This is a genomic window from Sediminicola sp. 1XM1-17 (assembly GCF_037203765.1).
In the GTDB taxonomy this organism is placed as follows: domain Bacteria; phylum Bacteroidota; class Bacteroidia; order Flavobacteriales; family Flavobacteriaceae; genus Sediminicola.
The window spans coordinates 20,154-45,105 of sequence record NZ_JBBCAS010000007.1; the positions used below are offsets into that span (position 1 = coordinate 20,154).

Annotated in this window: 27 protein-coding genes; 18 read left to right on the forward strand and 9 right to left on the reverse strand. The window is 41.8% G+C overall.

The features are described from left to right. The first annotated feature begins 42 nt into the window (after window positions 1-42). The 15 genes from WAA86_RS11270 (at window position 43) to WAA86_RS11340 (ending at window position 15,222) form a co-directional block, all read left to right on the forward strand. Entirely contained in the window at window positions 43-1,317 is a 1,275-nt protein-coding gene (locus WAA86_RS11270) for an MFS transporter (protein ID WP_337301112.1), read from the forward strand. After that, window positions 1,310-2,926: a glycoside hydrolase family 3 protein gene (locus WAA86_RS11275; protein WP_337301113.1), complete on the forward strand. Its 1,617-nt coding sequence runs from the start codon at window positions 1,310-1,312 to the stop codon at window positions 2,924-2,926. Before WAA86_RS11270 ends, WAA86_RS11275 begins: the two co-directional genes overlap by 8 nt. Next, a complete protein-coding gene (locus WAA86_RS11280) occupies window positions 2,908-3,984 on the forward strand; it encodes an anhydro-N-acetylmuramic acid kinase (protein ID WP_337301114.1) in 1,077 nt (358 codons plus the stop codon). Before WAA86_RS11275 ends, WAA86_RS11280 begins: the two co-directional genes overlap by 19 nt. A 128-nt stretch (window positions 3,985-4,112) precedes the next feature. Next, complete coding sequence (locus tag WAA86_RS11285; RefSeq protein ID WP_337301115.1) at window positions 4,113-4,508, forward strand: hypothetical protein; 396 nt, start codon at window positions 4,113-4,115, stop codon at window positions 4,506-4,508. Between the two features lie 331 nt (window positions 4,509-4,839). Then, complete coding sequence (gene udk, locus WAA86_RS11290) at window positions 4,840-5,448, forward strand: uridine kinase (RefSeq protein WP_337301116.1); 609 nt, start codon at window positions 4,840-4,842, stop codon at window positions 5,446-5,448. Between the two features lie 6 nt (window positions 5,449-5,454). Further along, window positions 5,455-5,787: an FtsB family cell division protein gene (locus tag WAA86_RS11295; protein ID WP_337301117.1), complete on the forward strand. Its 333-nt coding sequence runs from the start codon at window positions 5,455-5,457 to the stop codon at window positions 5,785-5,787. Further along, on the forward strand, window positions 5,780-7,168 hold the full coding sequence (locus WAA86_RS11300) for a methylmalonyl-CoA mutase subunit beta (RefSeq protein ID WP_337301118.1): 1,389 nt from the start codon (window positions 5,780-5,782) through the stop codon (window positions 7,166-7,168). Before WAA86_RS11295 ends, WAA86_RS11300 begins: the two co-directional genes overlap by 8 nt. Further along, window positions 7,161-9,305 carry a methylmalonyl-CoA mutase gene (scpA, locus tag WAA86_RS11305; RefSeq protein WP_337301119.1) on the forward strand — a complete coding sequence of 715 codons (2,145 nt, stop codon included), beginning with the start codon at window positions 7,161-7,163 and terminating at the stop codon, window positions 9,303-9,305. The genes WAA86_RS11300 and scpA overlap by 8 nt, the downstream gene beginning before the upstream one ends. 149 nt (window positions 9,306-9,454) lie before the next feature. Continuing rightward, on the forward strand, window positions 9,455-10,228 hold the full coding sequence (locus WAA86_RS11310; RefSeq protein WP_337301120.1) for a ParA family protein: 774 nt from the start codon (window positions 9,455-9,457) through the stop codon (window positions 10,226-10,228). 1 nt (window position 10,229) lies between these two features. After that, entirely contained in the window at window positions 10,230-11,135 is a 906-nt protein-coding gene (locus WAA86_RS11315) for a ParB/RepB/Spo0J family partition protein (protein ID WP_337301121.1), read from the forward strand. Further along, window positions 11,128-11,775: a DUF5683 domain-containing protein gene (locus tag WAA86_RS11320; protein ID WP_337301122.1), complete on the forward strand. Its 648-nt coding sequence runs from the start codon at window positions 11,128-11,130 to the stop codon at window positions 11,773-11,775. The genes WAA86_RS11315 and WAA86_RS11320 overlap by 8 nt, the downstream gene beginning before the upstream one ends. Before the next feature lie 3 nt (window positions 11,776-11,778). Further along, complete coding sequence (gene dapB / locus WAA86_RS11325) at window positions 11,779-12,480, forward strand: 4-hydroxy-tetrahydrodipicolinate reductase (protein ID WP_337301123.1); 702 nt, start codon at window positions 11,779-11,781, stop codon at window positions 12,478-12,480. Window positions 12,481-12,576: 96 nt separating this feature from the next. Next, window positions 12,577-14,268, forward strand: a complete 1,692-nt coding sequence (gene lepB, locus WAA86_RS11330) for a signal peptidase I (RefSeq protein WP_337301124.1) — start codon at window positions 12,577-12,579, stop codon at window positions 14,266-14,268. A gap of 20 nt (window positions 14,269-14,288) precedes the next feature. After that, the gene (locus WAA86_RS11335; RefSeq protein ID WP_337301125.1) at window positions 14,289-14,921 is read left to right on the forward strand and encodes a WbqC family protein; all 633 of its coding nucleotides are present in this window, start codon (window positions 14,289-14,291) and stop codon (window positions 14,919-14,921) included. Beyond that, entirely contained in the window at window positions 14,914-15,222 is a 309-nt protein-coding gene (locus WAA86_RS11340; protein WP_337301126.1) for a DUF6122 family protein, read from the forward strand. Before WAA86_RS11335 ends, WAA86_RS11340 begins: the two co-directional genes overlap by 8 nt. On the opposite strand, the gene WAA86_RS11345 is transcribed toward WAA86_RS11340, so the two are convergent. The 7 genes from WAA86_RS11345 to WAA86_RS11375 all read right to left on the reverse strand — a co-directional run bounded on the left by WAA86_RS11345 (window position 15,223) and on the right by WAA86_RS11375 (window position 21,446). Further along, a complete protein-coding gene (locus WAA86_RS11345; protein ID WP_337301127.1) occupies window positions 15,223-16,248 on the reverse strand; it encodes an endonuclease/exonuclease/phosphatase family protein in 1,026 nt (341 codons plus the stop codon). Between the two features lie 8 nt (window positions 16,249-16,256). Then, window positions 16,257-17,126, reverse strand: a complete 870-nt coding sequence (locus tag WAA86_RS11350) for a rhomboid family intramembrane serine protease (RefSeq protein WP_337301128.1) — start codon at window positions 17,124-17,126, stop codon at window positions 16,257-16,259. 2 nt (window positions 17,127-17,128) lie between these two features. After that, window positions 17,129-17,872, reverse strand: a complete 744-nt coding sequence (locus WAA86_RS11355; RefSeq protein ID WP_337301129.1) for a rhomboid family intramembrane serine protease — start codon at window positions 17,870-17,872, stop codon at window positions 17,129-17,131. Further along, window positions 17,873-19,720 carry a DNA mismatch repair endonuclease MutL gene (mutL, locus tag WAA86_RS11360; RefSeq protein WP_337301130.1) on the reverse strand — a complete coding sequence of 616 codons (1,848 nt, stop codon included), beginning with the start codon at window positions 19,718-19,720 and terminating at the stop codon, window positions 17,873-17,875. Beyond that, on the reverse strand, window positions 19,720-20,013 hold the full coding sequence (locus WAA86_RS11365) for a hypothetical protein (protein WP_337301131.1): 294 nt from the start codon (window positions 20,011-20,013) through the stop codon (window positions 19,720-19,722). Before WAA86_RS11365 ends, mutL begins: the two co-directional genes overlap by 1 nt. A 182-nt stretch (window positions 20,014-20,195) precedes the next feature. After that, window positions 20,196-20,678, reverse strand: a complete 483-nt coding sequence (gene ribH, locus WAA86_RS11370) for a 6,7-dimethyl-8-ribityllumazine synthase (protein ID WP_337301132.1) — start codon at window positions 20,676-20,678, stop codon at window positions 20,196-20,198. Between the two features lie 3 nt (window positions 20,679-20,681). Then, window positions 20,682-21,446, reverse strand: a complete 765-nt coding sequence (locus WAA86_RS11375; protein WP_337301133.1) for a tetratricopeptide repeat protein — start codon at window positions 21,444-21,446, stop codon at window positions 20,682-20,684. A gap of 124 nt (window positions 21,447-21,570) precedes the next feature. On the opposite strand from WAA86_RS11375, the gene recF reads away from it, so the two are divergent. From recF to WAA86_RS11390, 3 genes are read left to right on the forward strand one after another with little or no spacing between them, the layout of a single operon-like run. Further along, entirely contained in the window at window positions 21,571-22,650 is a 1,080-nt protein-coding gene (gene recF, locus WAA86_RS11380) for a DNA replication/repair protein RecF (RefSeq protein ID WP_337301134.1), read from the forward strand. A gap of 1 nt (window position 22,651) precedes the next feature. Next, window positions 22,652-23,071, forward strand: a complete 420-nt coding sequence (locus WAA86_RS11385; RefSeq protein WP_337301135.1) for a hypothetical protein — start codon at window positions 22,652-22,654, stop codon at window positions 23,069-23,071. After that, window positions 23,071-23,367: a DUF721 domain-containing protein gene (locus WAA86_RS11390; RefSeq protein WP_337301136.1), complete on the forward strand. Its 297-nt coding sequence runs from the start codon at window positions 23,071-23,073 to the stop codon at window positions 23,365-23,367. Before WAA86_RS11385 ends, WAA86_RS11390 begins: the two co-directional genes overlap by 1 nt. A 54-nt stretch (window positions 23,368-23,421) precedes the next feature. Here the strand turns inward: WAA86_RS11390 and WAA86_RS11395 are convergent, their stop codons facing one another. Next, window positions 23,422-23,841 (reverse strand): nucleoside-diphosphate kinase, encoded by a 420-nt coding sequence (locus WAA86_RS11395; RefSeq protein ID WP_337301137.1) that lies wholly within the window; start codon window positions 23,839-23,841, stop codon window positions 23,422-23,424. Window positions 23,842-23,892: 51 nt separating this feature from the next. Further along, the gene (locus WAA86_RS11400; RefSeq protein WP_337301138.1) at window positions 23,893-24,921 is read right to left on the reverse strand and encodes an alkaline phosphatase D family protein; all 1,029 of its coding nucleotides are present in this window, start codon (window positions 24,919-24,921) and stop codon (window positions 23,893-23,895) included. Between the last annotated feature and the right edge of the window lie 31 nt (window positions 24,922-24,952).

A 24,952-nucleotide genomic window follows, 5' to 3' on the forward strand; every position in this document is an offset into this window, starting at 1 on the left:
AAAGTTCATCATTTATACTATTTTTAGGGCAATTAGCTAACTATGGTTCAAAAAGACAAAGGGGCATGGGCTTGGGTCCCTGTCCTATATTTTACCCAGGGTCTCCCTTATATTTTAGTTGTCAGTGTTTCGGTAATCATGTACAAAAAACTGGGTATTAGCAATGCTGATATCGGGTTTTACACCAGTTGGCTGTACCTGCCTTGGGTACTGAAACCATTATGGAGTCCGTTTGTAGATCTCAAGAGCACCAAACGCAATTGGTTCCTGAGCATGCAACTGCTTATTTCCATAGCCCTTTTGGGTGTGGCACTCACCCTGCCCACCAATATTTTCTTTGTGACCTCTCTGGCCTGTTTTTGGATGGCGGCTTTTGCCTCTGCCACGAATGATATTGCTTCAGATGGCTATTACATGATAGGACTCACGGAGAAGAAACAATCCTTCTTTGTGGGAATGCGGAGTACCTTTTATCGATTGGCCATGGTTACCGGTCAGGGTCTTATCGTGATCCTAGCTGGATTTCTCGAAAATTACTATGGAGACAATACCAAGGCTTGGTCCATCACCATGACCTGCACCGCTTTCTTGATGTTATTGCTTACCCTGTCCAACTTTTTTGTGACCCCAAAATATGAAACATCCTTGGCCATACCGCAGGACAAGCCTGCCAGTTTTTTGGAGGTGTTTGCCTCCTTTTTTAACAAGCCACATTTGGGAATGGCCCTTGCTTTTATATTGACCTACCGCTTGGGAGAATCCCAATTGGTAAAGATGGCATCCCCTTTTTTATTGGATGATGCATCAGCTGGCGGATTGGGTTATTCCACAGAGGCCGTAGGAACCATTTACGGTACTGTAGGCGTAATTATGCTCTCTATAGGAGGTATTCTGGGAGGTATTTTGATCTCACGCGACGGACTGAAAAAATGGATGCTGCCCATGGTCCTTTCCCTGAACGTTCCCAATGCCCTTTATGCCATCCTCGCCCTTACCAACACTACCAATGTTGTTGCTGTGGTGGGTACGGTAGTTTTGGAACAGTTTGGCTACGGCTTTGGCTTTGCAGCCTTTTTGATATTTCTGATCTATACGGCCGAAGGCACTTCCAAAACTTCACACTACGCTATTGCCACTGGATTTATGGCCCTAGGGATGATGGTGCCGGGAATGATCAGTGGCTATATACAGGAATGGTTGGGGTATGGTGGATTTTTTGTTTGGGTGGTCATTGCTGCCCTCCCTTCCCTATTGCTGTTGAAATACATAAAATACCCTGCCGATTACGGAAAAAAAACAGTGCCTACAAATGAATAAGCTAGCCCCCTACCCCAAAGCCACGGCATTACTTTCCCCTAAGGAGAAAGTGGGCCAATTGTTTATGCCCGCTGCCTTTATCAATGATAACGAGGAAGAAATACAGGCCCTGGAGAAGTTGATCAAAGAGTGCCATATTGGATCCCTTTGTTTTTTTCACAGCAGGGCCAGTGCCGCTACCAATTTTGAGGGCAAAAAAGAGGTGGTCTATAATGAAGATAGCCTGGAAACCCTTAAAAATTTGATTGCCCGATACCAAAAAGCAGCAAAAACACCCCTACTCATCAGCATTGATGCGGAATGGGGCTTGGCGATGCGGGTGGAAAATTCACCCCAATACCCTTATGCCATAACACAAGGAGCCATAGTGGGACATACCGACCTTATTTTTAAGATCGGGAAGAATATCGCCCATGATTGCAAATATTGTGGTATCCATTGGAACCTAGCTCCTGTGGTAGACATCAACAACAATCCCAATAATCCCGTAATTGGCTACAGATCCTATGGGGGGAACAAAGAATTGGTTTCCGAAAACGCCATTGCCTATACCTTGGGCACCAAAAGCGAAAACATACTTACCTGTGCCAAGCATTTTCCAGGACATGGGGATACGGCGATCGACTCCCATTTGGGACTCCCTATCATAGAAAAAACAAAAGAAGCCCTGTGGGACCATGAACTTTACCCCTTTCGGGAATTGATAGCCAATGGGGTGGACGCTGTGATGATCGGTCATTTGGCCGTCCCAAGTTTGTCCAGCCAAAAAAACACTCCCGCCACCCTCTCCAAAGAAATTATCAAAGGGGTATTGCGCGAAGAAATGCAGTTTACCGGAGTAGTTATTTCCGATGCCCTCAACATGCATAGTGTTTCCAAAATGTACCCCACCAAAGGAGCATTGGAGTGGACGGCTTTTGATGCAGGTAACGATGTGCTCTGCTTTGCAGAAAATATAAAAGAAGGTATTGATCTGATCTTGAAAAATGCCTCGGAACAACAGATAGAAGAAAGTTTTGAGCGTTTGTGGAAATTGAAAACAAAAGCAATCAACGCTTCGGACGAAGCTCCGAAAGAAGTTAGAAACCCGGAAAACCTAAACCATAAACTTGCCTATGAAAGTTTAACAATCCTACAAGGGGAGCATAAAGAAATCCATTCATTTAGAAAAGAAGGCTTTGTGGGAATCACTATCGGAAAAGAAGCCAATAATCCGTTCTTTGGTACCATTTCAAAATCGGTCACAATTGCTTCATTTTCAACTGAATCCTCCCCAAAAAAAAGCATTTTAGAGCAAATTGAGGGCAAAAACATCCTTTTGGCCGTATTTCCACCATTCGCAAAACCCAAAGATAATTTTGGAGTATCAAGGCAAGACATAGAGTTCATTGCTAATTTGATAGCAACAAAAAATGTGGTGCTTTATCATTTTGGGAACCCCTACTTTTTAGACCTATTGCCCGTTCAGAAGGCCAAGGCAGTAGTGGTGGCCTATCAGGATTTTGAAACATTCCAACAAAACGCCGCCAACCATTATTTAGGCAAGGTAGACGCAAAAGGCAAACTCCCCATAACCCTAAACTTCGACGTATGCACATCTACAAAGTAATCGGACTGATGTCCGGCACCTCTTTGGACGGACTTGATCTGGCCTATTGCCATATCTGGAAAAAGCTGGACCGTTGGGAGTTTAAGATTCTGGAATCCAAAAGTATCTCCTACAATCAAGAGACCTTTGACAAACTAAAAAAATCCATTTACCTGCCTGCTGATGAGCTTCTTATTTTAAATAATACCTATGGCATATGGTTGGGGGAACAAACCAAAAAATTTATTGATGAACATGTCTTGGAGGTCGATTTCATATCCAGCCACGGGCATACTACCCACCACCAACCGGCAAAAGGACTTACGTTTCAAATAGGCTCGGGACAACATTTGGCCAATGCCTGTGGGCAAAAGGTGATCTGTGATTTTAGGACCAATGATGTGGCTTTGGGGGGACAAGGGGCTCCATTGGTACCTATTGGAGACCGACTCTTCTTTGGATCCTATGATTTCTGTTTGAACTTGGGAGGCATCAGCAATATCTCCTTTGAACATGAAGGAGTACGTTTGGCCTATGATATAGGATTGGCCAATATGATCCTGAACCACATCACCCAAAAAGTAGGGTTGGCCTATGACAAAGACGGACAAATGGCCAGCAAAGGAACCCTGAATAAGATAATGTTGCAACAATTGAACGACTTGGAATTCTATAGCCTTCCCTTCCCCAAATCCATAGGGTTTGAATGGTTTGTGGAAAAAGTGGTTCCTATAGTTGATGGTACTGAGGACAGTATGGAAAACCTTTTGCACACTGCCGTACACCATATCTGCGAGCAAGTTGCGCTACAGGTAAAACAGCAGCCCACAAGAAAAGAAAGCACCCTTTTGGTCACCGGTGGGGGTGGCTTGAACGGCTTTCTTATTGACACCCTTCAAGAAAAATTAGGATCTACCGTCAAGGTAGCAACCCCTTCCAAAACCCTTATTGAATACAAAGAAGCTTTGGTATTCGCACTTATGGGAGTACTAAGATTGGAACAAGAAATCAATTGCTTGAGTTCAGTTACCGGAGCGAAGCGCGACTCCTCAAGTGGGGTTGTATTCTTGCCTAATTAAGCACCCTATATATTTAATTAATTCCCCCGCTAGCGGGAGAAATCCAAAAGTTTTGAGATACAAATATTTTTAAAAGGGTCAATATAACACTGTCATCTTTTTATCTTGAGGTTTAAATAGATAAAAAAATGGACAAGGAAGCTTTATTAGGAAAGGAACTTAGTAACCTGTACGCCATTTACAAACAGGTAAATCATTTTTTTGATGGGAGTGATATCAGCTTTTTAAGCGAAAGGAGGCAGCAAATCGTAATGAATTATGTGAAATTAAGTTGTAAAAATGAGGAAGCGGTTGCTGAAGTTTTACGGAAGGCACATATAAACCCTGGTAATACCATTGATTCGGTTGTCAATGAAATTACCGATAATCTTCATAAGATTACCTTACAAAAGAAAGAAAACAAAAAACTTGAAGGCCTGGGCTACATGATGTCCTTCAATAGATTGGTAAGTTATCATGACGCTAATGTTAAAAACATTGAATTCATTTTAAATGAACTTGGACAATTAAAGACATACCGCTAGCGCGAGCGTCACGCGCGTGTCCTGTAACAAACAAGATGAGCAGAAAATACAAATACCGAAGCTGGCGCGAGCGTCACGCTCGTGCCATCAACAGTAAGAAATAAAATGATTAAAAATTCTAAATGGGCATATAATACAATTACCAACGTTAGCACGGATATCATCTTTTTGTCTTAGACATACATAGTCTAAGGATACACCCTCAGAAATAATAGTTATTTCCTGTTATACCACACCCCCAATCTTACTCTTACGAAAACGGTAGAGGTCCATCTATCAAAAAGTCCATAGTTTCATCCCAAATCCTTATTTTTGGACAAAAAATCAAAGCATGCTGATTATTGGAATAGCGGGGGGAACAGGTTGTGGCAAAACAACCGTTGTAAATCAGATCATTAACGAATTGCCAGATGAGGAAGTAGGGGTAATATCCCAAGATTCGTATTACAACGATATCTCCCACCTGACCTACGAAGAACGTACCAATATCAATTTTGACCATCCCAGGGCCATTGATTTTGACCTGCTCATTGAGCATTTGCAAATTTTAAAACAGGGGCAACCAATTGACCAGCCTGTATATTCTTTTATAAAACACAACCGTACCAAAGACACCATCCACACCCACCCGAGGAAGGTGATGATCGTTGAGGGGATTTTAATCATGACCAACCCCAAGATCCGGGAGATGTTCGATATTAAAATCTTTGTGCATGCCGATTCTGACGAGCGGCTGATACGCCGTTTAAAAAGGGACATTACGGAACGCGGCAGGGATCTGGACGAGGTACTGACCCGTTACCAGAACACCCTAAAGCCCATGCACAACCAATTTATAGAACCTACCAAAGAGTTTGCGGATATTATTATTCCCAACAACAAATACAACACCGTGGCCGTGGATATTGTACGGACCATTATTAATGAAAAATTAGCATAGACAGCTATGAGCCTTAAAGAACTGAGAAAGAAAAAATGGTTTGGTATTGCAACCAATATGTACGTTCTGGTACTGACCGTTTTTTTGATATGGATGCTCTTTTTTGATACCAATTCCCTCTTGATCCATTGGGAACTGAAAAAAGAAATCAAAAAGTTGGAAAAGCAAAAGGAGTTCTTACAGGAAGAGATTGAAAATGACAAAAAGACCATAGAAAAGCTCTCCGATAAAAAGGAACTGGAAAAATTTGCCCGGGAGAAATACTACCTCAAAAAAAAGAACGAGGAAATTTATTTGATAGAATACGAGGACAGCCTAAAAAACAAAGACGATGAGTAGACCCAAACTTTTTAACGAATTCCAAGAAGTTTCCTCCAAGGCCTGGAAGCAACAAATACAGTTCGACTTAAAAGGGGCGGATTACAATGAGACCTTGGTATGGGAGTCGCCCGAAGGAATCAAGGTAAAACCTTTTTACCATGCCGATGAAATTGGGGAACACATTGAGGCACCTCAGCCCATGGGATCCATGTGGAAAATAACACAGCATATCTACGCCAAAAATGCTACAATGGCCAATGCAAAAGCCTTGGAAGCCCTAAAAAAAGGAGCAGAAAGCTTACTTTTTACCGTAGCCTCGGAGGATATCAAAATAGAACGTCTCTTAAAGGATATCCCTTTGGAAGCCACGGTTATCCATTTCGATTTTCAATTCTTATCGGCTTCGTATACACAGGAACTCTTCAGTTTCGTGGGCAATAAGACCCACCGAATCTATCTGAATTTGGACCTTATTGGCCATTTGGCCAAAAGTGGCAATTGGTATCACGACCTTAAAAAAGACCACGAAATCCTAGAAAAGGTATTTACCTTGGACCACGCCAATAACTTCAACAACATTCTTGCCATCGATGCCTCCCTGTACCAAAATGCAGGTGCCAATATGGTACAACAATTGGCCTATGCCCTATCGCATGCCAATGAATACTTAAATCATTTTACAAGAGACCCTGAAAACAATATAGAGGGCATCACTTTTAAAATGGCTGTGGGCACCAATTATTTCTTTGAGATCGCGAAGCTCAGAGCGATGCGTTTGTTATGGAAAACATTGGCCAATGAATACGATTTGGAAGTACCCTGCCATATTTTGGCCCTACCTACCAAGCGTAACAAAACGCTGTACGATTACAACGTAAACATGTTAAGGACCACTACGGAATGTATGTCGGCCATCCTTGGCGGGGCAGATTCCATTTGCAATTTGCCCTACGACGCCCTCTACCATAAAAGCAATGAGTTTGGGGAACGGATAGCGCGGAACCAACTATTGATCCTAAAACACGAAAGTTACTTTGATCAAGTGGCCAATCCGGCAGATGGAGCCTACTATATAGAAAGCCTTACAACGCAATTGGCAGAAAAAGCCTTGGAGCTCTTCAAAACCTTGGAAGCTGGAGGTGGATTTCTCAAGCAACTGAAAGAACATTCCATTCAGAAAAAACTTAAGGAAAGTGCCCAAAAGGAACAGGAACATTTCAACACCCAGAAAGAGGTACTGGTAGGAACCAACAAGTACCTCAATAAAGAGGATCGAATGAAGGACAATATGGAAATCTTTCCTTTTGTCAAGACCGATGCCCGTAAAACACTCTTGGAGCCTATTATTGAAAAACGACTGTCTGAAGCCATAGAACAAAAAAGATTGAAAGATGAGTAGAAAAGACCTGCAACACCTTAAATTAAAAGTGGCTGAAGTTTCAGGTGACGAAACTCCAATTACCGCTCCAAAGAAGAAAAATAATTCCGAACCCTCCGTGTACACCAAAGAGGACGTTTCCAATTTGGAACACCTGAATTTTGTGGCAGGAATAGCCCCAAACCTTCGTGGCCCCTACTCCACAATGTATGTTCGCAGACCTTGGACCATAAGACAATATGCCGGATTTTCCACAGCTGAAGAAAGCAATGCTTTTTATAGGCGCAACCTGGCTGCCGGACAAAAAGGGCTATCTGTGGCCTTTGACCTCCCAACACACCGTGGGTACGATAGTGATCATGAGCGTGTGGTGGGTGATGTTGGAAAGGCCGGAGTAGCCATAGATTCTGTGGAGGACATGAAAATCCTTTTCGATTCCATCCCCTTGGATGAGATGTCGGTTTCCATGACCATGAACGGAGCTGTACTGCCCATCATGGCCTTTTATATTGTTGCCGCAGAAGAACAAGGCGTTGATCCAAAACAACTGGCAGGGACCATTCAGAACGATATCCTAAAAGAGTTTATGGTCCGGAACACCTATATCTACCCCCCGGCACCATCCATGCTGATCATCTCCGATATCTTTGAATATACCAGCAAGAACATGCCAAAGTTCAATAGCATCAGTATCTCCGGATACCATATGCAGGAAGCTGGGGCAACCCCGGAAATAGAACTTGCGTATACCTTGGCAGACGGACTGGAATATATCAGGACCGGACTAAAATCTGGTTTGGAGATCGATAAGTTCGCCCCTCGTTTATCTTTCTTTTGGGGCATAGGGATGGACCATTTTATGGAAATTGCCAAAATGAGGGCAGGACGCATGCTTTGGGCCAAACTGGTCCAAAAATTCAACCCTAAAAGCCAGAAATCTTTGGCCCTGCGGACACATTCACAAACGAGCGGATGGAGTCTTACTGCCCAAGATCCCTTTAACAATGTGGCCAGAACTACCATTGAGGCAGCTGCAGCTGCTTTTGGAGGCACACAGAGTTTACATACCAATGCGCTGGATGAGGCCATTGCCCTACCTACCGATTTTTCGGCCCGTATTGCCAGAAATACCCAACTATTTTTACAGGACGAGACGAAAATCACCAAAACAGTTGACCCTTGGGCAGGAAGCTACTATGTGGAGCACCTGACCAATGAGATTGCCCATAAGGCCTGGAAATTGATAGAAGAAGTAGACGAATTGGGCGGGATGACCAAGGCCATTGAGGCCGGGATCCCAAAAATGCGAATCGAAGAAGCTGCGGCCAAAAAGCAGGCCCGTATAGATAGCAACCAAGATATTATTGTGGGGATCAACAAGTACCAATTGGAAGAAGAAGATCCCTTGGTGATCCTGGAGGTAGACAATGAGCAGGTGCGCAAACAGCAGTTGGAACGATTGGAGCAAACCAAGAAAACTAGAAATACCCCTGCCGTTGAAACAGCCCTGGCTAAATTGACAGAGGCCGCCAAAAAGAAACAAGAAGCCAATGGATCTGGAACTGACGGGAATTTGTTAGCTTTAGCGGTAGAAGCTGCCAGAGAAAGGGCTACCCTTGGGGAAATTAGTGATGCCATGGAGGTTGCTTTTGGTAGATACAAAGCAAAAATTCAATCATTTACAGGAGTGTATTCCAAAGAGATCAAAAACGACGATAGTTTTAAGAAGGCCAGGGAAATGGCCGACCAATTTGCGGAGACGGAAGGGCGCAGACCTCGGATCATGATTGCAAAAATGGGTCAGGACGGACATGACAGGGGTGCCAAAGTGGTCGCGACCGGCTATGCCGATCTTGGCTTTGATGTGGACATAGGTCCATTGTTCCAAACACCTCAAGAAGCTGCCAAACAAGCTGTAGAAAACGATGTGCACGTAGTGGGGGTATCCTCCCTGGCTGCAGGTCACAAAACCTTGGTACCACAGATCATTGACGAACTCAGGAATTACGGTCGTGAAGATATCATGGTCATCGTGGGTGGTGTTGTCCCAAAACAGGACTATGACTATTTATTCAATGCAGGAGCTGTGGCCATATTTGGCCCTGGCACCAAAATAAGTGAAACAGCCATCCAGATTTTGGAAATCTTAATGGATTGATTTGTTTAATTCGCTAACACTAAAACATTAATTTCCTTAAGATTAGCGCCAAAATTGGTTATAAAGGGCTGTTATTCACCGTCTGTTAACAAAATACATTTTTTAGCGTTATAAATAATTGTATTTTTAGCCCCTAACTTACGATGATAATGGGCAAGATTATTGCTATAGCAAATCAGAAAGGTGGGGTTGGGAAAACCACCACTACGGTAAACCTAGCTGCCTCACTAGGAGTACTGGAAAAAAAAGTATTATTGATTGATGCCGATCCCCAGGCCAATGCCACTTCCGGACTAGGAATTGACGTGGACAGTATTGAAATGGGAACTTACCAGCTTTTGGAACACTCCCATCCAGCATCTGAAACAATTATTACCACATCCTCCCCCAATGTGGATCTTATCCCCGCACACATTGACCTAGTGGCCATTGAAATTGAATTGGTAGACAAGGACAATAGGGAATATATGATGAAACAGGCCTTGGAAGGGTTAAAGGAGCAATATGATTATATACTTATCGATTGCGCCCCTTCTTTGGGACTATTGACACTCAACGCTTTGACAGCTTCGGATTCGGTGATTATCCCTATCCAATGTGAATATTTTGCTTTGGAAGGTTTGGGTAAATTATTGAACACTATCAAGAGTGTACAAAAAATCCACAATCCGGATTTGGATATAGAAGGACTGCTATTGACCATGTTCGACTCCAGATTGCGATTGTCGAATCAGGTGGTGGAAGAGGTGAACAAGCATTTCGCCGATATGGTCTTCGATACTATTATCCAGAGAAATGTGCGATTAAGTGAAGCTCCAAGTTATGGGGAAAGTATCATTAAATATGATGCAGCGAGTAAGGGTGCGGCCAATTATTTGAATTTGGCCAATGAAGTATTGAAGAAAAACAAGGAGATAGTTTAATATGGCGAAAGCAGTAAAAAAACAAGCTTTGGGTAGAGGATTGTCAGCCCTACTTAAAGATCCAGAAAATGACATCAAATCAGTATCCGATAAAAATGCCGATAAAGTAGTAGGTAATATCGTAGAATTGGAGTTGTCGGCCATAGAAATGAACCCATTTCAGCCGCGTTCCAACTTTAATGATGATGCCCTACAGGAATTGGCCACCTCCATTCGGGAATTAGGGGTCATACAACCCATTACCGTTAGAAAGCTCGATTTCAACAAATATCAATTGGTATCGGGAGAAAGAAGATTCAGGGCTTCCAAACTTATAGGCCTGGAAACTGTTCCTGCCTATATCCGTATTGCCAATGACCAAGAATCCTTGGAAATGGCCCTGGTTGAAAATATACAGCGTCAAGACCTTGATCCTATAGAAATTGCCTTGTCCTACCAACGTTTGATAGATGAGATACAATTGACACAAGAGAAATTGAGTGATAGGGTGGGCAAAAAACGCTCTACCATCACCAACTATTTACGTCTTTTAAGATTGGATCCCATCATCCAGACCGGCATTCGGGATGGATTTGTGAGCATGGGTCATGGAAGAACGCTCGTTAATGTTGAAAAAAGAGAGGACCAGATTGCTCTTTATGAGAAAATCGTTGGGCAGAACCTATCTGTAAGGGATACGGAAAAGGCCGTAAAAGCCTATCAAGATGCCTTGGAAAATCCTGGAAAGGATCAAAAGAAGGTGGTAAAAACCCCAGATTTCATCAAAAGGGATGCTCCTAGGTTCAGCGATTACCTCTCCGTAAAAGTAGATGTAAAAGCATCTGAAAAAGGAAATGGAAAAATCACCATTCCCTTTAGTTCCGAAGAAGAGTTTCAGCGTATTAAAAAACTGATCACTGGTGAATAAATCACTTTGCTCCTTGCTATTTTTTTTTCTATTGATTCTTTCTACCTCTGCACAGGAGGAACAAAAGGATAGCACCACTGTAGACTCTGTACAAACAGATCTCAAGAAAAAGGGTGTTGTAGTGAAAGAAGGAAAAATAAAAAAACGTGAGGAGATAAACCCTTTGGCCCCCAGCAAGGCGGCCTTTTATTCAGCCATTCTACCCGGTTTGGGCCAAATTTACAACAAACGCTATTGGAAAGTACCCTTGGTCTATGCGGCCATTGGAACTGGCGTTTACGTTTATCAGGTCAATGATGATTTTTACGACCGATTTAGGACCGCTTTCAAACGAAGAAAGGCGGGTTTTTTTGATGATGAATTTTACGATATCAACAACAGCGGTGTAGTACCGGGAAGTCCCGACCTTTCGGACGCTGCATTGCAGGACGCCCAAGAACGCTACCAGCGCGATAGGGACTTGGCATTGGTTGTCACCATTGGCCTGTACGCCCTAAATATAATAGATGCCAATGTAGATGCCCATTTACGGCAGTTCAACGTAGACGACAACCTGAGTATGGATTTCAAGCCTTACTTGGAATACAATCCAATTAACGCCAATCCCAATTACGGAATGGCATTAACCATAAAATTCTAACGCATGAAAATTGCACTTTTTGGGTATGGTAGAATGGGAAAAATGATAGAACAGACAGCTATCAAAAGAAACCATACCATAGTAGCCAAAATAGATGTGGATACCGAAGACATTGATTTCTCCAATATCGACGTAGCCATAGATTTCAGTCAGCCCGAAGCGGCCTTTGAGAACATTAAAAAATGTATCGCCCATAACGTTCCTGTTATTTCTGGCACCACTGGCTGGCTAAAAGATTACGATAAAGCCGTAACCTTTTGCAACGAACATAAGGGAGCGTTTATTTACGCCTCCAACTTTAGCCTTGGGGTCAATATCTTTTTTGAGCTGAACGAATATTTGGCAAAAATGATGGGGACTTTGGAGGAGTATAAGGTATCCATGGAGGAAATACACCATACCCAGAAACTGGACGCCCCAAGTGGCACGGCTATCACCTTGGCCGAAGGGATCATCAAGAATACCGACTATAAAGGGTGGGAACTGGATAAGGCAAAAGAAGCACATATTCCTATTGTCGCCAAGAGAATTACCGATGTTCCCGGAACACATTCCATCCACTATAAAAGCTCAGTAGACAGTGTGGAAATTAAACACACTGCCCATAATAGGGAAGGTTTTGCCTTGGGAGCTGTAGTTGCGGCGGAATGGATCGTGGGCAAAAAAGGGGTTTTTACCATGAAGGATGTGTTAAACCTTGGCTAATAAACGTAACAAAAGAACAACTTTGAATACTTAGTTATAGAAAATATCCTTTGGGTATTGCTATACATAAATTAAAGTCACCAATAATATTATCGTATGAACGGCACACAATGGATTCTTTTTATATTGATCGTACAGGTCATCCATTTTATAGGGACATGGAAATTATATGTAAAAGCAGGTAGAAAACCATGGGAAGCCGCAGTGCCCATCTATAATGCGATTGTATTGATGCAGATCATCAACCGCCCAAAATGGTGGACCTTCTTACTATTTATTCCTATTATCAACCTGCTCATGTTTCCGGTCGTTTGGGTAGAGACCATACGGAGTTTTGGCAAAAATAGTTTGATGGACACTTGGTTGGTTATTTTAACTCTAGGTTTTTATATCTATTACATCAGTTATACCCAAGATGTCAAGTATGTGGAAAACCGCAGCAGACACCCTAAAACTGCTTTGGGAGAATGGGTAAGCTCCATTGTATTCGCCATTGTAGCCGCCACTTTGGTACATACCTATTTTATACAACCCTATGTGATCCCAACGGGTTCTTTGGAAAAAACCTTGCTGATTGGGGATTTTCTCTTTGTGAGCAAATTCAACTATGGTGCAAGAACGCCAATGACAACGGTTGCGGCACCTATGGTACACGATACCTTGCCAATCCTTAAGACCAAATCATATCTCAATAAACCACAGCTCCCCTACTTTAGGCTTCCCGGTTTCGAAAAGGTAGACCGGAATGATATTGTGGTCTTCAGTTGGCCAGCGGATACGGTCCGACAGTTCTTTAAAAAAGAAAAAGGAGTCAAAAAGCCGATCGACAAAAAATCGAACTATGTAAAAAGATGTGTGGGCATCCCAGGGGATAGCCTGTCCGTAATAAACGGTGATGTACATATCAACGGGGAGAAACTGGTTTTATCCGATAGGGCCAAGCCCATGTTCTACCATGTGGTAACTACCAAAGGACAGATAGGAAACGCAGCCATCAATCTTTTGGGGCGTAACAATTTTGGAGGGAATGTGATCAAGATTCCAAATGAGGCTTTGGCTCAAGAAAAGGCAGCCGAAGTAATAGAACAAAAGACCTCATTGGAAGAATTTGACAAGGATTCATTGTATACGTATTACACCGGATATATTGCCGATGGCAAGGTAGTTTCTTTTCTTAAAGCTTCAGCTGAAAATACCAAGGCCCTCTTTAACATGACCGAGGAAGAGGCCAAAACCTACAAGGGGAAGGCAGCTATTATCAATATTGAAAAATTCAGTTTTACCAAGCCGGAAACAGGTATATTCCCGCAGAACGGTCAATATTCTGGGACCCAGGATAATTTAGGCCCCTTGTACCTTCCCGAAGCTGGGAAGACCATTGCGCTGAATGTAAAAGTCCTGCCCTTGTACAAGAAAATAATACAGGAATATGAGGGCAATACCATTTCCGTATCGGGTAACCAAATTAGCATCAATGGAGAGGTAACAGACTCCTATACCTTCAAACAAGGTTATTATTGGATGATGGGTGATAATCGCCATAGATCAGAAGATAGCAGATTCTGGGGCTTTGTTCCGGAAAACCATATCGTAGGTAAACCTGTATTTATTTGGATGAGTATTGACGGTATCAATGAAGGCATTGGGAATTGGAAAATACGTTGGGACCGTGTGTTCACTACGGTGGGAGGAGATGGGGAACCACAATCCTATTTTAAATACTTTTTAATAGCCCTTGGCGGTTGGTTTGTGTTTGATTATTTTAGGAAGAAGAAGAAAAAGAAATAATCTGTCTTATTGAACAACCCATGAAGCTGCTTCTACATCCTGGATATTTTTTGAATATTGCCAATTTCGTGGCTATAGCCAAAAATGATATCTGCTGGGAGATCTCTGGTAATTACCAGAAACAGACCTATAGGAACCGCTGTTATATCGCCACGGATATTGGACGACATCTGCTCAATATTCCCATACAGCATGTTGGTGGTAAACTGGGAAGACAAAAATACAAGGATGTAAAAGTGGATAATTTTTACCCCTGGCAAAGACAACATTGGCGTACATTGGAAACGGCATACCGTACATCCCCTTTCTTTGAATTCTATGAGGACGATCTGGTGGGACTTTACCATACCGAGCACACTTATCTGTTGGATTTCAATTTAAAATGCATAGAAGCCATCTGTGACTGTCTTCAGATCCCAATGCCCGAAGAGAGAACGATGGAATATGAAAAGCAACCTGAGGATTTTATAGATGGACGTATTCTCATCAATGCGAAGGTGAATCCGCCCATGGTTCAGCAACCTTACGTACAGGTTTTTGATGACCGAAATCCATTTATTGAGAACCTCAGTATTCTAGATCTCCTTTTCAACGAAGGCACCAATGCCCTATCTTATCTTAAGCAGCACCATATAGACCTTAGTCATGCTTAGATTCTGCGTCCATTACGGCATCCACTTTTTGGTCCCAATAGCTATTGGGCTGTACTTTTATAAAGAGAATAGATTATGGGCCGTACTGCTTCTTTTGGCCGGAATAATGATTGATCTGGACCACCTCGTGGCAAGCCCAATATTTGATAGTGCCCGTTGTAGTATAGGGTTCCATCCCCTACATACCTATTGGGCCATAATACTTTATATAGGGCTTTTATTTTTTAGGAAAACCCGGATCGTGGGACTTGCCCTATGTATCCATATTGTGGCAGATACGGCAGACTGCCTTTTGATGTAGTTAGAGCTTCACCGAGGCCATGACCGGAAAATGGTCCGATAATTTCACATTGTAGTTTTTGTGCGATAAAACTTCCATCTTTTCATCTACCAAGATAAAATCGATTCTCAAGGGCAAGAATTTAAAATTATAGGTACGACCGTAACCAGAGCCCATTTCTATAAAAGTGTCTTTCATATCACCTTTAATATCATAATACACATTGGAGTATTGGGAGTTGTTGAAATCCCCAACAATGATCTTTTTAAACGTAGTCGCCCTACTATGTTCCAATACAATACTGGCCTGTTCTTGTTGTTTAATAAAAGAAGTATTCAGCCTTTTCAATAGTTTCTGGGATTCTTCTCTCTTTATGGAACCGGGACGCACTTTTAGTGATTGTAAATGTAAATTATAGATCCGCACCGTATCCATTTTCACAACAACATCCGCAAATATGGCATTATTGCTACTGTTTGGAAATTCTAGGGAACCTTTGTTTATAATAGGGAACTTAGAATAAATGGCCTGTATCACCCTATCATTATTCACTCCGAATTCAAAATCCACATATTTATAGGGGTATTGCTTGAAATCCTTACCGCTAACCTTTGTTTTGTCAAATTCTTGGAAGCAGACAATATCTGCATTTTCTTCCTTAATAAACTTAACAATGCTATCGCTTGATTGAGGATTACTGTCTCCATGATTACCTTGAAAAGACTGCGTATTAAAAGTCAACACTCGAAGACTTTCTTCAGCTGTTTCAGGTGTAGCCTCGAAAAATTTAATAAAAGTTCCCAAGGAAAAATATCCAATAGCCAGAACAGTAAAGGACAACAAAAACTGACGCTTGCCATTCACGACCCAATACATCAAAAATAGGGCGTTCACCACAACCAGATAAGGGACTGCCAGACTAAAAATAAATAAAAATGAAACGGATTGAAGTGAAATATAAGGGACAATACAAGAAAACAACAACAGCAGTGCCGCTATTGAATTCAGAAAATAAACGAATTTGTTGAATACAGATAGATTTCCCACGGTCAGAATTATTCTTTACCTGCTTTAAAAAGAAAGTCCTTCTCGGCCTTAGACAGACTCTCGTAGCCCGACTTGCTGATCTTATCAAGAATGGCATCTATTTTACGCTGCCTGCTTTCCTTATCGTGATCTACCGTAGTTTTAAACGTGGACTTATCTTTACGGTAAACTGTTTTCATTGGTGCTTTTTTGGATTTTGTGAACATACTCCCCAAATTATCCAACAGTTTTGAGAATCCCTCACCTATATCCTTGCCTTTCAACAATTGTCTTGCATAGATATACCCCAAAAGAGCGCCACCCAAATGTGACAAATGCCCCCCTGCATTACCGCCAGTTGGAATCTGTATCAGATCTACCAAAATAAAGAAGACGCCTATGTACCATAGCTTGACATTAAAGAAAATGAGCCTCACCTCCTGGTTTGGAATATAGGTACATACAAATATCAAAACAGCGGTAACCCCTGCCGAGGCACCTATCAAGGAAGTATTTATCCCCATGAACGCAGGGAAAATATTATAGCTCAGTAAAAATAGAAGTCCACCCAATATTACTCCCAAAAAATACACATTGATAAATCTTCTGGGACCAAAGAGGTTCAAAAATATTCTTGAGGCAAAATATAGCATTACCATATTCCAAAAAATATGACCTAGTCCGGCGTGAAAAAAGGAATATGTAATGATAGACCATGGTTGTACCAAAAAGTCGAAAAAGTCCTTGGGCAATTCAAACCATCGCAATAAAATATTAGGGGACAACTGAAGTAAAAAAGTCAGTAATCCATTAAGAATAAAGACTGCCACATTGATGGCGATCAATTTTTCTGCGATACTCAGTCTGGCAAACTGATATTTTAAATTACCTGCATCCATACCTAATCCCAACGGTTTTTGTTAAACTGGTTCTTCTTCCAGTACCACATCATTATAAATCCTATCAAAGCCCCGCCAATATGTGCGAAATGGGCAATACCACTTCCAAAGATAGCATAACCTGTAATACCGGAAAACAGGTCCAACCCAATCAAGACAGGAATAAAATACTTGGCTTTAATGGGCACCGGTAAAAATATCAAGAAAAGTTCACTATTGGGGTAGGACATACCAAAGGCTACCAGAATACCATATATGGCTCCTGAGGCTCCAACCGCTGGCGTATTGAATGCATTTAAAAAGTTGTCAATGGTGCTTTGGGGCGCAAGGTTATACCAATCTGGGCTATATTTTCCACTAGAGATAATTTCTATGACCTGACTCCTTGTGATTCCCGAATTTACCAAGGCTTCCATTCCTTCGTTAAAATAATAGTAGTTCACTGCGGTGTGCAACAGAGCCGATCCCAAACCTGCTGAGAAATAGAAAAAGAAGAACTTATTTCTTCCCCACATACGTTCCAAGGGGGTTCCAAAGGCCCAAAGCGCATACATATTAAAAAGTATATGCATGAATCCTCCGTGCATGAACATATGCGTTATGATCTGCCACAGCTCAAAATTGGCGTTTTGTGGGAACCAAAGGGAAAACCATTGGTACATTTGCTCCCCATACAGGGAGGTGGCCACAAAAAACAGAACGTTGATTATCAGCAAATGCTTGATAGCATCAGTAAGTCTTACCATTTAAATAAATTTTTTGTCTATATCGTTTTCTGTGATCGTAATATAAATTGTTTTGTTAAAGGGGCTCACCCTAGATTCCTTGCATGCGAAAAGATCGTTAACCAAGGCCATTTGTGAATTTTTATCGAGCACCTCCCCAGTTTTGACCGCCAAGGTTTTACATAGTGTCTTGGATAGGATATCGGTCTGTGAAAAGCTATCCCCAGAAACATCTTGTTGATAGTCAGCAATCAATTGGTCCAAGACCATTCCCACTTCACTTTCGGCCACTAAAAGTGGCACCCCCGTTATTTCCAGCACCTCCTTATCCATTGTTCCAAAACCAAAACCAATGGTAGAAAGACTATCTTTTATCTCGTCTATAATAGCCATATCCGAACTGGAAAATGATAGGATCAAGGGGAAAAGCAATTGCTGGCTCACGGCTTCCTTAATGGTAATATTCTTTAAAAACTTCTCATATAAAACACGCTGGTGTGCCCTACTTTGATCTATGACAACCATTCCAGAAATTATGGTTGTAACAATATACTTTCGCCTTAATTGAAAGGTGGTGGTATTGGTTTCCATGACCTCCTGTTGACCGTCGAAGATAGAACCCGTGATACTATCGGATTCAAAACTCACACTGCTAAAACGATCTTCATTGCCCACTTTGGATTCCAATCCAACATACATACTCTCCCACCCCTTGGTGTTCTCCTTCTGATAAGAACCTTTGAATCCTTTCTGTACTTCATCCTTAAAAGGATTGAAACCGGCATCGACTACCACTTTGGGAGGTTCAGCTGGTCTATTTTTATAAGTATATGGTGTATCCAGATTAAGATCCTGATCAAAATCCAGTGCCGGAGCAACATTGAACTGACCCAGACTGTGTTTCACAGCAGAACGCAACAACGCGTACAAGGTGTGCTCATCATCAAATTTAATCTCGGTTTTGGTAGGGTGAATATTGATATCTATAGAAGCCGGATCAACGTCCAAATACAAAAAGTAACCCGGATGGTTCTCAGATTTTATGAGCCCCTCAAAAGCTGCTACCACGGCATGGTGGAGGTAGGGACTTTTAATAAAACGATTGTTTACAAAAAAGAACTGTTCTCCCCTACTTTTCTTGGCAAACTCAGGCTTTCCTATGAAACCCGATATTTTCACCACTTGGGTCTCTTCTTCTACTGGCACCAATTTTTCATTGGTCCTACTGCCAAATATATTGACAATTCGCTGTCTGATATTGGATTGGGGAAGATTGAACAATTCACTCCCGTTATTGTAAAAGTAGAAATGGATGGAAGGGTGTGCCAAGGCCACCCTATGAAACTCATCGGTGATATGCCTGAGCTCCACACTATTGGATTTTAAGAAATTTCTCCTGGCAGGGATATTAAAAAAAAGATTTTTAACGGCTATAGATGTACCCTTGGGGGTCACGATAACCTCCTGTGCGGTAATTTTGCTACCCTCTATTCTTATATGGGTCCCTATTTCTGTATTGCTAGGTTTGGTTTGAAGTTCCACATGGGCAATTGCTGCTATGGAAGCCAAAGCCTCTCCTCGGAATCCCTTGGTATTTAGATTGAAAAGATCCTCAGCACATTGTATTTTGGAGGTAGCGTGCCTTTCAAAACTGAGTCGGGCATCGGTATCACTCATCCCAATTCCATCGTCCACTACCTGGATCAGGACCTTGCCCCCATCCTTTATTATCAGTTTAATGGAGTTGGCACCAGCATCTATGGCATTCTCCATCAACTCCTTTACAACTGAAGCCGGTCTTTGAACCACCTCTCCAGCTGCAATTTGATTGGCAACATGATCGGGCAAAAGTTTAATGATATCCGCCATTAAAAAAATATGTCTATTTTACCATATTTTACCGCCGCATAGGCAAATATCAGAAGGAAGATAAGAATGACAATAAATCGGAGCCTGCGGTTTCTATCGCTTTGAACACTTTTGACCGTTTTCCAGTCGTCACGGTAACTCTTTTTTCTATATCCAGCAAAATATTCCCTGTCCGGTTTTGCTTCTTTGGATTTCCTTAATTTTTCCAATCGCTCCTTCCGCTCATCATAATAACGAGGCGAATAATTGTAAGATTTGTTCTTACTTAATTTAAAAAGCGAAGGGAGTCTCATATCTATCTTTCCTATCTTCAAAAGTACTGAAAATAGGGCTAAATGGCCGAATCTAGATGCTAAAAATTGTTAACAACCCATAGGGCTTGAGCCTTAGTGTTTTGCCCATGCGGGTATGGATGACATCAAAAAAGTTAAACTGATCGCCTATGAAATAGGCCCGTTGGGTAAATATATTGGAATCAATTGCCCAAAGCAGCCATCTTAATGGCAGCAATAGCGGCTTCTGAACCCTTGTTCCCATGAATTCCGCCACTGCGATCAATGGCCTGTTGCAGGTTATTGTCGGTCAGCACACAAAATATCACAGGAGTATCCGTAATTACATTGAGATCCTTGATCCCTTGTGCCGTGGCACTGCACACAAAATCGAAATGTTTGGTCTCCCCTTGAATTACACTGCCGATAGCAATGACAGCATCCACATTTTGGGTAGCGATCATTTTTTTGCTTCCAAAAACAAGCTCATAGCTCCCGGGAACATTCCAGCGGACAATATTTGCCTCTGAAGCCCCACAGTCCAACAACGCCTCCACGGCACCATTGAACAGACCTTCCGTTATTTCCGAATTCCATTCTGAAACAACAATCCCAAACCGAAAATTTTTCGCGTTTGGGATTGTAGCTTTATCATATTCTGATAAATTCTTGTTAGCCGTGGCCATTTTTTACTGTTTTTCGGACTTACCGATAAATGCATCTACCGTTTGAGCTTCATCAGAAGAAGCGTACTCATCCTTGATTTTTTGGAAATATTCCAATGCCTTGTCATTCTCGTTCAATTCCAATGCCGTAATTCCCGCTTTGAACAAAAATTTAGGCGCTGTAAAACTGTTATCACTGTGCTCTACTGCTTTCTCGTAATATGAAAGCGCATCTTCCGGCTGGTTCAGTTGCATAAAAGCATCTCCAAGACCTCCTTTGGCAAGAGCTCCCAGTATGGCATCATCAGAGGAAAAATCTTCCAAATGGTTGATCGCTTCCTGATAGTTCTGCATGTTCAAATAGGCCATTCCGGCTGAGTAATTGGCAACGTTGGCTGCCTTTGTACCACTGTATTCCTCTATAATGTCCAAAAATCCATATTTTCCTTCAGCTCCATTAAGAGAAAGTGTAAACAAGGAATCTCGTTCTGTTTCGCTGTTCAATGCCTGATCAAAGTATTGCTGAGGATAGTACATTTCGTTATCGGCACTAGCCTCTTTTGGTTTCAACACAAATTGATTATAGGCCAAATATCCTAAAACAGCTACGGCAATGACACCGATAACACCTAAGATGTAGTTTTGATTCTGTGAAACCCACTCTTCGGTTTTAGAAGCACTTTCGTCCAGAGTACTAAAAACTTCAGCGGTTGTACTGTTCTGTTCATCCAATTCAATCTCTTCAGCTTTGTTCTTTGGTTTGTAACCTCTCTTATTGTATGTTGCCATTTTTAAATTTATTGATCGCGCAAAAATAAAGTTTTTATTGAAATCCGAAAGGTTATTTATTCGTTATTTTTCGATAATTTGCACGATACTTAGCTACTGAAAAATAAAATTGTTACCCCACGGAATGTTTCTGAAAAAATTAGCACTCATAAATTACAAGAATTTCAGCACCCAAAACTTCGAATTTGATCATAAGATAAATTGTTTTGTTGGTCCGAATGGAATAGGCAAGACCAATATACTGGATGCCATATACCACCTTTCCTTTAGCAAGAGCTATTTCAATCCGGTAGCCACCCAGAATATAAAACACGGGGAGGATTTTTTTGTCATCGATGGGGAATATGAAAAAGAAGGCAGGGAAGAAAAAATCATTTGCAGCCTAAAAAAGGGCATGAAAAAAGTCGTAAAGCGCAATGGCAAGGCCTACGACAAACTGTCGGACCATATCGGATTCTTACCCTTGGTCATTATTTCACCCGCAGACAGGGACCTTATTATTGAAGGCAGCGATACCCGGAGAAAATTTATCGATGGAGTCATTTCCCAATCAGACAAGCCTTATTTGTCTGCCCTTATGAACTATAACAAGGTGCTTGCCCAACGAAACTCCCTCTTAAAATATTTTGCCGCCAACCACACTTTCGATCGCACCACCCTTGCGGTTTACAATGAACAGTTGGACTTGTACGGCTCAGAAATCCACAGCAAAAGAGTGGCCTTCCTAGAGGCTTTCATACCCATATTCAGGGAACAATATGAAGTTATTTCAGGAGGCAAGGAAGTTGTTCACATCCATTATGACAGTAAATTAGAGCAAGACGGCCTTCTTTCCCTATTGGAAGGGAGTCTGGAGAAGGACAGGGCGCTACAGTACACTTCCGTTGGGGTCCATAAGGATGACCTCAATTTTGAAATTGATGGATTTCCCGTTAAAAAATTTGGTTCCCAAGGACAACAGAAATCTTTCCTGATCGCACTGAAATTGGCCCAATTCAACTTTATAAAAAACCAGGCAAAAACTACTCCGATTCTACTTTTGGATGATATCTTTGACAAACTGGACGAAAAAAGGGTCGCACATATTGTCAGTCTCGTAGACGATGATAATTTTGGGCAGATATTTATCAGCGATACCCACGCCGACCGAACGGAAGAAGTTGTAAAAACGATTCACAAGTCCTATAAAATTTTTAAATTATAACATGAGAACCCTACTCTCCATATTTGCCTTGATATGCCTAATGAGCTGCCAACAGAACATTTCCGAAAGTGATCTGTCCAAACTGAACGGATATTGGGAAATCAAAGAGGTAGTGTTTCCGGATGGCTCTACCAAGGAATACAAGGCCAATACCACCATAGATTTTATTGAAACGGCCAACCTTAAAGGGATTAGAAAAAAGGTGCAACCTACGTTGAAAGGTACCTATTTTGCCAATGACGATGCAGAATCTTTTACCATCCGGCAAAAAGGAGAATCCTACGAGATATATTACAAGAACGACTACAGTGAATGGAGCGAGCTTTTGACCTCCCTTTCCCAGCATCAGTTTTCTGTAGTCAACAAGGAAGGGGTCACCTATCATTACAAACGATACGAACCTATAAATATCAACGAATAATGTCCAAAAGAAAAAACGACAATATCCCATTAAGTGAGGCTTTGCAGGAATTCATCAAAGTGAACAAATTGCAGAACGGCATGGATAAGGTCAATGTTCGCGAAGCTTGGACCAATCTTATGGGCAATGGGGTGAACAATTACACTACCGCCATCGAGTTAAGAAGCGAGACCTTATTTGTATCGCTCTCCTCCTCTGTGCTCCGTGAAGAGTTAAGTCATGGAAAATCCAAGATAATCACCATGATCAATGAGGAACTGGGCAAGGAGCTGGTGAAAAAATTGGTCTTGCGTTAACAAAAAAAGCCTACAAGAATTACCTGTAGGCCTTAAAATTATTATGGTTTCGTCTTAGTAGATCTCTCTACCTGCAAAATGAAAAGCACCTTCTATAGCTGCGTTCTCATCGCTATCAGAACCGTGTACCGCATTTTCCCCAATGGAAGTAGCGTATAACTTACGGATAGTTCCTTCAGCAGCATCTGCAGGATTGGTTGCACCGATAAGGGCTCTAAAATCTTCAACTGCATTTTCTTTTTCCAAGATAGCAGCCACAATAGGACCTCTGGTCATAAATTCAACCAATTCTCCGAAAAACGGACGCTCTCTGTGTACTCCATAAAATTCTTGTGCGTCCCTTAAGCTCAACTGCGTATATTTCATAGCCGCAATTTTAAAACCTGCAGAAGTGATTTTTTCCAAAATCGCACCGATATGTCCATTCTCAACCGCATCGGGCTTAATCATGGTAAATGTTCTGTTTGTAGTCATCTCTTTTTAAATTTTGCGCAAAAATACGCTTTATATATTAACCCGCAAGTCTTAATAGGTTTGTTCTAGTTCTCCATACAATTCTCCTTGATCACCAACCATCTTAAAAAGGACCTTTTTTAGGTTGAAGTCGAAATTCAATATCCCAAAACTTTTCTTTGCAACTACCTCCCCCACCCGGTAGGGGTTGGGCTCTCCCGAGTAACTTGAGTAGACATGGGTAAGTCCGCTACTGGTAAAATCTATCAGGGGATACGAAAGTCCATCTACCATAGTCCTTGAAAATTCTGAAATATGCCTATCGCCACTCAAAAGCACTACCCCCTTGGCTTCAGAGGAAACAATCAAACTTTTCAATTTATCCACCTCATGGGGAAAATTCCCCCAACACTCAAATCCATGCTCGTTCGACAAAAATTGGATACTGCTCACAATGATATTAAAATCGGCTGTGGAAGATTTCAAGGTACGCTCCAACCATTCCCACTGCTCAGGCCCCAATAGTGTTCCTTCCCCATATTCATTGGGCTTGTTTCGCTTACTGGTTTCTCTATCTGGAGTAAGGGCCGTCCTAAAATATCGCGTATCCAGCACAATTACCTTTATATTGCCTTTTGGCAATATATAATCATGGGCGGTATAAATACCTTCCCCTGTTCTTCTAGGACTCTCCGCAGGGACATCCATAAAATCCAAAAATTCCTGCTGGCTCCACTTTTTGCCCTTGAACTCCACACCTCCATCGTTCAGACCATAGTCATGATCGTCCCATGTACCAATTACAGGCACTTTAGTTTTTAATAGAGCATACCCTTCTACACTATCTTGCTCCATATACATTTCCCGTAGCTTCTCCCTATTGTCCGTATCGGCATAAACAATATCTCCGCCCCAAATCCACACATCAGGTTGTGCAGCCAATATATCGTCCCATAATGGGTTTTTGGCATTGCTCTTGTTACATGATCCGAAGGCTATCGTAAAATCGGACTCGTTCGGCCTTGGCACACTATTTACAGCAATAGATTTACATCCAACGAACAGAAGCATCAAAATGAGGTAAATTGATAGTTTTTCCATCTAATTTTGTTTTAATTGCACGCTCAAAAAT